The organism is Okeania sp. SIO2F5, from assembly GCF_010692685.1.
GTDB classification, from domain to species: domain Bacteria; phylum Cyanobacteriota; class Cyanobacteriia; order Cyanobacteriales; family Microcoleaceae; genus Okeania; species Okeania hirsuta.
In genome coordinates this window covers 1-8,975 of sequence record NZ_JAAHGU010000211.1, presented here as the reverse complement: position 1 = coordinate 8,975, position 8,975 = coordinate 1, and the positions used below count along the sequence as shown (strand labels likewise).

The 8,975-nt window shown below is 36.6% G+C and carries 4 protein-coding genes; all 4 read left to right on the top strand.

Features of this window, described 5'->3' with window-relative positions:
* The first annotated feature begins 470 nt into the window (after window positions 1-470).
* The 4 genes from sbcC to F6K27_RS31375 all read left to right on the top strand — a co-directional run bounded on the left by sbcC (window position 471) and on the right by F6K27_RS31375 (window position 8,891).
* Window positions 471-3,521: an exonuclease subunit SbcC gene (gene sbcC / locus F6K27_RS31390; protein WP_287279733.1), complete on the top strand. Its 3,051-nt coding sequence runs from the start codon at window positions 471-473 to the stop codon at window positions 3,519-3,521.
* A gap of 452 nt (window positions 3,522-3,973) precedes the next feature.
* Complete coding sequence (locus tag F6K27_RS31385) at window positions 3,974-4,429, top strand: HEPN domain-containing protein (RefSeq protein ID WP_287279732.1); 456 nt, start codon at window positions 3,974-3,976, stop codon at window positions 4,427-4,429.
* Window positions 4,429-7,134, top strand: a complete 2,706-nt coding sequence (locus F6K27_RS31380; protein ID WP_287279731.1) for a ParA family protein — start codon at window positions 4,429-4,431, stop codon at window positions 7,132-7,134. The genes F6K27_RS31385 and F6K27_RS31380 overlap by 1 nt, the downstream gene beginning before the upstream one ends.
* A gap of 248 nt (window positions 7,135-7,382) precedes the next feature.
* Window positions 7,383-8,891, top strand: coding sequence for a thioredoxin-like domain-containing protein (locus F6K27_RS31375; protein WP_287279730.1), 1,509 nt, complete (start codon window positions 7,383-7,385; stop codon window positions 8,889-8,891).
* Window positions 8,892-8,975 lie beyond the last annotated feature (84 nt).

Sequence of the window (8,975 nt, the reverse complement as noted above, 5' to 3'; positions counted from 1 at the left end):
TGCTTACCTTTTCACGTGACCATTTTTATGGATGTGGTGACTGTGGCATTCTGGACATTCCATTACATTTTTCCTTGAACTTTACACGCTGATCATTCTCTGAATTATCTTTTTTTCTGACAACGCCCAATAATTTATATTTGCAGATAGAAACCTAAGCACAATAGTTATTTTTTTGTGCTAATGTAAAATGTGAAAAATATAACCAGACTAATATAGTTGTTTTCTAAAAAGTAACGTAGAAAAGAAAGCAAAAACTAGGGTGAATTAACATCAACCAAATTAGTTAAAACAAAACTCAGTGAAACATTATTTTAGTCAGGACTTACGCAAATTTACCTTGAAAGCGCTATATGTAGGGGCGCAATTCGGAGCTTTGCGGAGTGCAAATGGCATTCGCCCTAATTAGATTTAGTGTCTGTGCATGAGTCCTGTTAATAAATCTTGAAAACTAAAAGTGCGATAACAAAATGATTCCTCAAAAATTGAAACTAAAAAATTTCCTCAGCTATCAGGAAGCAACTCTAGATTTTACAGGTCTGCATACTGCCTGTATTTGCGGACCAAACGGTGCAGGAAAATCTTCTCTACTGGAAGCGATCGCCTGGTCAGTGTGGGGAAATAGTCGTGCCGCTACTGAAGATGATATTATCAGTCTGGGAGAAAAAGAAGTACGGGTAGACTTCACCTTTAGCAGCAACGGTAACATCTACCGTGTTATTCGTGGTCGTCGTCGGGGAAGTTCAGCTACTCTAGAATTTCAAATTAGCACTGGTTCACGGTTTAAAAGTCTTACTCAAAAAGGCGTGCGGGCAACCCAACAAACTATTATCCAACATCTCAAACTCGACTACGACACATTCGTGAACTCAGCATATCTGCGTCAAGGTAGAGCAGATGAATTTATGCTCAAACGTCCTAATGAACGGAAAGAAATTCTCGCCAACCTCCTCAAACTCGACCAATATGACACCCTGGGAGAAAAAGCTAAAGATACTGCTAGGCAATTTAAAGCGAAAGTAGAAATACTGGAGCAGACATTAGAAGTGAACCAAAAGCAACTGGAACAAAAAGAAGCGATCGCCCAACAACAAACCCATCTCCAAACTACCCTCACTCAACTCCAGCAACAACAAGAATGTGATCAAGAACGACTCAAACAACTACAAACCCAACAAAACCATCGTCTAACCTGGGAAAAACTACTGCACGGACAGCAACAACTATATGACAAACTCGTACAAGAATGTTATCGCCTCCAACAGGAACTCAAAACTACCCAACAACAACAAGACGAACTATTAGCAGTTTTAGAACAGGAAGATGAAATTAAAGCTGGATATGCTCATTTCCAAAACTTGCAAACTACCGAAGAGAATTTATCTGCAAAATTTAGAACCCATCAAAATGCTCTGAACCAGCGTCAACAACTCCAGGAAAAACAACGTCAACAACTGCAAGAAGTACAAAACAAAATTCAGCAACATCAAGCACAGTTAAATTCTCTCAAACAACAGGAACAAGAAAATTTGGATACTCTGAGCAAGCGTGCTGATATTGAAACTGCTCTGACACAACTACAAACTGCCAGAACAAAATTAAATGAATTAGACAAATTACAGGTGGAAGTTACCCCACTACAGCAACAACGCCAAAAATTACAAACTGAACTGGAACGGGAGCAAGCACGTTTGAGCGCTCGTTTAGAGGAATTGAATTCTAGAGTGCAGCAACTAAGAAAAACTCAACAGCAAAAGCAACCTCAACTACAGTCAGCATTACAGGAAGTTGTGGAAGAAATTTCTACATTAGATAATAAGCGGGTTTATCTGCGACGGGTACAGGAGAAGGGACAGGAAAGACATCATTTTCTCGAACGTTTAGTTCGTAATAAAAAAGACTACGAAACTAGACTCACGGAGTTAGACCAAAAGTTGAAATTATTAAATAAAGGTACTGATAATATTGAAATAGAGGAGAGAAAGTATCCACCTTGCCCATTGTGCGATCGCCCCTTGGATGAACATCATTGGCATTTAGTGGTGGACAAACATCAGGGTCAGCAAAAGGAAATTAGAGATTTATTATGGGTGGCACGGGAACAACTAGCAATTTCTGAGCGGGAAATTCAGGTTTTGAGAACGGAATATCGGCAAATAGAGGGAGAGTTGGCTAAATATGATGAGTTACGGGAATGCCGAGGTAGTTTACAAGCACAGTTGGATAATATTGGTAAAGATGAAACTTTGTTGCAAGAGTTAGTAAAGGAAGTCGAGCAGGTAGAGCGATCGCTACAGACGGGAGATTTTGCAGTTAATTTATATGCTGAACTTAGCATTTTAGAGGAAAAAATTAAACAGCTTAATTATGATGACCGGAGTCATAGTTTAGCGAGACAAGAAGAGAAGAAATTAAGGTGGGCAGAAATTAAGTATGGGCAGATTAAAGATGCAGAGACAAAGTTGGGGAAAATTCGCGTTCATCTGCCAGAAATTGAGGAGCAAATAGTTAGTTTAAAACAGGAGTTGGAGCAGCAAAAACAAACTTCTCATGTACAACAGCAAATTATTGTGATTGAGAGAGAAATTGCTGAAATTGGATATGATTTAGAAGAGCATAATTGTGTGAGGTCTGAATTGAGAAAAACACAATTTTGGTTAACTCGTGTCGAAAAATTATGTCAGGCTCAAAAACAATATCCCCACCTACTAAAACGAATTAATGAGTTGAAGGAAGTTATAGAAAATCAGCAACAAGATTTAACAGGGATAAAAAGCCAGATTTCTACTTTCAATCAACAATTAGAGCAAACTCCTGATGCGGATGAAAAGATTCTATTTTTAGATAAAAAAAATCAAGACCGTCGTCGGCAATTAGATGAACAGTTGGGAAGTTTAGGAAAAGTGCAACAGCAGTTACAACATTTAGAGAAATTGAAAGTTCAAACCAACGAACAATTAGAACAATTAAAAACTGCTAAACGGCAATATCGAGTTTATCAAGAATTATCTTTAGCTTTTGGGAAAAAAGGTATTCAAGCGCTAATGATTGAAAATATTTTGCCACAGTTAGAAGCTGAAACAAATCAGATTTTGGCAAGATTAAGTTGTAATCAGTTACACATTCAATTTGTGACTCAAAAGGCTACAAAAGGAAGTAAAAAAAATAGTAAATGGATAGATACATTAGATATTTTAATTGCAGATACTCAAGGAACAAGACCTTATGAAACTTATTCCGGTGGAGAAGCTTTTCGAGTTAACTTTGCTATCCGTTTAGCATTGTCAAAATTATTAGCACAGCGTTCTGGAACTGCATTACAACTACTAATTATTGATGAAGGTTTTGGCACTCAAGATGCCGAGGGATGCGACAGATTAATTGCAGCTATTAACGCCATTTCTTCTGATTTTTCCTGTATTTTAACCGTGACTCATATCCCTCATTTTAAAGAAGCTTTTCAGGCACGAATTGAAGTTAGTAAAACCCCTCAAGGTTCTCAAATTATGTTATCTGTTTAAAGGAAGGAAGAGGGAAGAAGGAAGAAGGAAGAAGGGATTCATTAATTGATAATGGATATAGGACTTTTAGCTATTAGATACCTCCTGCAATTTGTAAATATGCTAGCGCACATTGCTATAGATATTCACCTTTGGGTTTACACAAACGCGCCCCATCAGACATGATATAATTAGGGTTTGCTGAATAAATCTAAAAGCATTGACATATAAAGGATTTAACCTTTTTTGGGTTAAAAAAAGTACCAGTTTTTCGGTGGAAAAAGCCAAAAAAGCTAGTATTTTGGGATTATTTTGGCAGAACAATCTTGGGACAATTTTTCCGACTACCTACTCTATAATTCCCATTTCTCCTGTCTCCTGTCTCCTACCCCTACGAAAAAAGACTTTTTCAGCAAACCCTAATTATCCATTATTCATTATCCATTATCAATTAATGAAAGGAGGTCTATTTTTTGCAAAATACGCCAGATACTTATGACAGAATTATTCAGTTAGGTGCTTCTCGTTGTCGCCTTGAAGATGCTAGAGCGCTGCATAGTCAAAAACGATGGAATGGTGCTGTTTATATGAGTGGTTATGCTATTGAATGCGCTCTAAAATCTCTGATTTGTTATCAGGAACGTACAAATAATTTTAAAGATACAACAGTATTTAAGCAGGGATTAAGAGGTTCAAAACTACATAGTTTGGTCAAGTTATTAGATGCTTTACCAAATATACAAAGAGTAATCGAATATCCACAAAGAAATAATCCTTACAGACAAGCATGGATAACAGTTACATCATCATGGAAAAATGATGAATTACGATACTCAAATAGAATGGGTGATGAAACTGAAGCTAACAAATTTATTAATGCAGTCGAAATACTACATAGATATTTATTAAGCAAACAAGGAGAAAGCTAATGACAGATAGAAAAGCATTAATGCAGCAAATTCAAGACCACTTAAATGAAAGTTTATTGCCTGAAGATTCACAGGTTAAAGTTAAGGTAAAAAGAACCTCAATAGGTTGGCTGAAAATTCTAATTATTACCAGTTTCTTTCAGGAACAATCTTTAGAAGAACGCGAACAAAAGATTGATGAAATATTAGTGGGTATAGACTTTCATTTAAGCAAATACCCTATTTTAAGTTACGACTTATTAACTCCTGAAGAAGCAACAGAGCAACCTCCTGAATATACTCAACTTCAGTTACCTTTATGGTCAGATATTTTAATGTCACCAGAACCAGAGGAACCAAAAGAATCAGATGAAGAAGATGTTTTTGAGACTCCTTTAATAGCAACTTTTTATTCTTTTAGAGGAGGAGTTGGTCGTTCTACTGCACTAGGTTTAGTTGCCGGAATATTAGCTACTGAAAAAAAACGTCGAGTAGTAATAGTAGATTTTGATTTAGAAGCACCAGGAATTTCAATTTTATTGGAGTCAGATATTGAGCAAATTGATAGAGAAAATTATGGTGTATTAGATTATTTGTACCAACGTTTTCTAACTCCAAAAGAAAATTTTCCTCCTATTGAAAGTTGTATTTATCAAGTAGAATTAAAAGCCCGTGGCGAACTATTTTTAGTTCCGGTTGGAGAATATGATGAAAATTATATTCATCGTTTAGCTGAACTAGACCGGGGAACTTTACAGGCTTTTTATCGCAGAGAAAATAATCCTGTTGAACAGCTAATTGAAGATATTAAAGAGCAACTAAATCCTGATGTAATTCTAATTGATGCTCGTCCTGGATTTAATGATACTAGCGCTATTGCTTTATTAGATTTAGCCGATTTGGGAATTATCTGTTTTTCACCCACTGACCAAAATTTTAAAGGATTAAGTTGGATTGTACAAACTGTTAGTAAACAATGCCAATATCGAGGCAAACCAGATTTACGTTTTGTACTGACACCTATGCCTGCTGTTGCTGCAGAACAACGTCAAATTTGGATAAGTAAAGTTGAAGATTGGATAGAGGAAAATTGGGGGTTATCAAGTGGCATAACAGTCGGCGAACTTTACTATGAAATTAACTACAATCCTAACATTAGCACTTTATCAAGTCTTGTTAATCATTTACCTAAAAGTTTGCTAGATAATTATCTCTCAATTGCAGAAGTAATTGATGCTAGTTTGCCAGATGTTCAACTTAGCATGAAAACTGACTCTATTGTTCAGAAACCTACCAAAACAACTATTTTATATGAGTTGAATTTTGTAGCAGCAACAGCACAAGAAATAGAACCAGAAAAAATTCCAGAAATATTTCAACGTACAGAAGATTTCCCTAAATTTTTAAGTGATAAAAATTGGCTAATTCGAGGTGCTAAAGGTACAGGAAAAAGTATATTATTTAGATTGTTTGTAGAGCAACCAGAAGAGGCTAAAAAATTAGCTAGTTATTATTTAGATATCAGTAATATTAATTTTGTTGCTGGACATGGTAAACCGACAATAAAAAGCTCTATTTTAGAGGGTGGTGCTCTAGGTAGTTATGAACGTGAGGTGGGCAATGATTACTGGAAATATTTTTGGTTAAACTATGCTTTATTGCAATTATGTTTTTCTTTGCCAGAGTTACATTCACTCCCTAATATTGATGACAATTTAAAAGCATTAATAACTACTGAGAAACCTAGAAGTGCTGATATAGTTTCATGGTTAGTTGAACAAGCAAAATCTTCAACAGCTAGTCTCGAAACTTTTGATCAAATACAAGATATTAACTCATGGTTGCAACAAAATAACCGACGAGTTTGGCTACTCTATGATGAGTTAGATGTAGGGTTTGGTTCTAATCAAAAAGACTATCAACGGCGAAGGAAAGCATTAGAAGCTTTGCTCGCTTGGTGGTTAGAAAGTGGCATTGATCTTAAATATATTGTGCCTAAGATATTTTTACGAGAGGACATTTGGAATCAACTTAACTTTACTAACAAAGGACATTACGTCAGTGGGCGATCGCTTGAGTTAAAGTGGGAAGAAGCCGATCTATGGAGACTTATACTACGCCAAGTTATGAATAATTCTCGCAGTCTTAAGCAAACTATTAATGAGGAATTAGGAGTAAAACTTGAACGACTTGAGAACATTGAGTTAGAGCAATTACGCAAAAGTCTTTTTCCTTTGTGGGGAGAAAAGATGGGTAGTGGTAACAAGAGTTACATTCACAACTGGGTACGCAAACGAACTGCTGACAGTCAAGATAATCGCTTTCCCCGAAGCTTGATATTGCTTTTAGAGGAAGCAGTCAAAATAGAGAAATCTCAGTCAAGAGAATATACTACTGATGAAAGAATTTTGCGCCCAAAGTCTTTAATTGATGCTTTACCAGAAGTATCTAAGCAGCGTGTCAATGAAGTGCGTAACGAATATCCTGAACTGGAAAAATTATTGGATAAACTCCAAGGTGAACGCTCTCCTATTGATGAGAACCGACTAACAGAAATATGGGAAATTGAAAGTGCAGATTTAAACTATCGTCTGAAGGATATGATTGAAGCAGGTATTTTTCAAGAATATTTGCGCCGTAAAGATCCCTCCCAAACTGCCCGTGTTTATAGTGTTGCTGAATTATATTTGTCTGGACTGGGCATGACTCGTAAGGGGCAACGTTAGGCAAAAAATCTAATGAATAATGAATAATGGATAATGAAAACTATAGCAATCAGGAATGATTTATGAGATGTTTAAGAACAATTAAGATAAATCAAAATCCTTTTATATTATGTCACCCCCCAGAATTACAACTAAAATCTTACAACTGAAATATGATTGCTATATTTCTAATTATCCATTGCTAACATAGTTTCTTTCCACTCATAACTTTGTACTGTCCAGTTATTAATTATTAATTATTAATTGTTATGTCCCGTATCAGAGCACCTAAACTGCCCCAAAATTATCCCTGGCTAAATACAGACAAGCCACTATCCCTCGAATCTCTAAAAGGACGAGTGGTTATCCTCGACTTCTGGACTTACTGTTGCATTAATTGCCTCCATGTTCTGCCAGACCTAAAATTCCTAGAACAAAAATATCCAGATAGCCTAACTATTATCGGCATCCACTCAGCAAAATTCGAGAATGAGAAAGATGTGGAAAATGTCCGTCAAGCTATCCTCCGCTACGACATTGGACATCCCGTGTTAGTAGACAGTGGCTCGAGAGTTTGGCAACAATATGCTGTTCGTGCATGGCCGACTTTCAAAATTATCGATCCAGAAGGGTATATAGTGGGGTCTGTTTCTGGTGAAGGTAAACGTGATGTCTTGGATGAAATTATTGGTAAGTTGATAGAAGAACATCAAGACAAAGGTACTATTAATTTTAGTGAAGTTAGCTCAATTCTAGAAAAACAAAAGCAACCTTTGACTACACCTTTAGCTTTTCCGGGTAAAGTTCTCGCTGATAGTGATACTAATCAATTATTTGTCGCTGACTCAGGACATCATCGTATTGTTGTTAGTACTCTTGAGGGAGAAGTTTTGCATATTATTGGTACTGGGAAAGCAGGATTAATTAATGGTTCATTTTCTGAAGCTCAATTTTTTGCTCCCCAAGGTATGACTTTTGATGCCAAAAATCAAATTTTATATGTTGCCGATACAGAAAATCATGCTTTACGCAAAATCGATTTTTTAACTCAGCAGGTGGAAACTATTGCAGGTACTGGAGAAAAAAGTTCTCAAATTTCACCTCATAGTGGAGTTGCTAGAGAAACTAGACTTAATTCACCTTGGGATGTGGACAAGATAGGCGATCGCATTTTTATTGCCATGGCAGGTTCCCATCAAATTTGGCTGTTGCAACTGGATACTGGGATGATTAGCACTTATGCAGGGACTGGTGCAGAAGCTTGTGTAGATGGCTTACTGACAGAATCTGCTTTTGCTCAACCTAGCGGTATTAGTACGGATGGCAACGAATTATTTGTAGCGGATAGTGAAATTAGCTCTATTCGAGCAGTAGGTATTAATGAGCATCCGAAAGTGCGGACTATTTGTGGTAGTGGAGGACTATTTGGCTTTGGTGACAAAGATGGCCGAGGTTCAGAAGTTTTGCTACAACATTGTTTGGGAATAGAATATACCCAAAATTATGTATGGGTTGCTGATACCTATAATCACAAAATTAAACGAGTGGAATATCACGCAGGTTTATGCCTTACCATGTTGGGAAATGGCACCGCAGGTCATCAAGATGGACAAGGTATTAATTGTCAATTTTTTGAACCATCAGGATTAAGTGCGATCGCGCAACATTTATTTATTGCAGATACAAATAATTGTATTATCCGCAAAGTTGAGCTAGATACCTTGCAAGTCACAACGGCTTTGTTGCATGAAAGTAGCGATCGCCAAAAACTCCCTTAGTTGGAAGTTAACTAGATTTCTACTTTGTAGCTCTGGGGTTTACCATTTTGAATCATCACGTTGAGTATGGAACATTGTATGAAT

Excerpts from the sequence above, each read along its gene's own strand:
- sbcC (WP_287279733.1), top strand. The coding sequence starts at position 471 with ATGATTCCTCAAAAATTGAAACTAAAAAATTTCCTCAGCTATCAGGAA.
- F6K27_RS31380 (WP_287279731.1), top strand. The coding sequence starts at position 4,429 with ATGACAGATAGAAAAGCATTAATGCAGCAAATTCAAGACCACTTAAAT.
- F6K27_RS31375 (WP_287279730.1), top strand. The coding sequence starts at position 7,383 with ATGTCCCGTATCAGAGCACCTAAACTGCCCCAAAATTATCCCTGGCTA.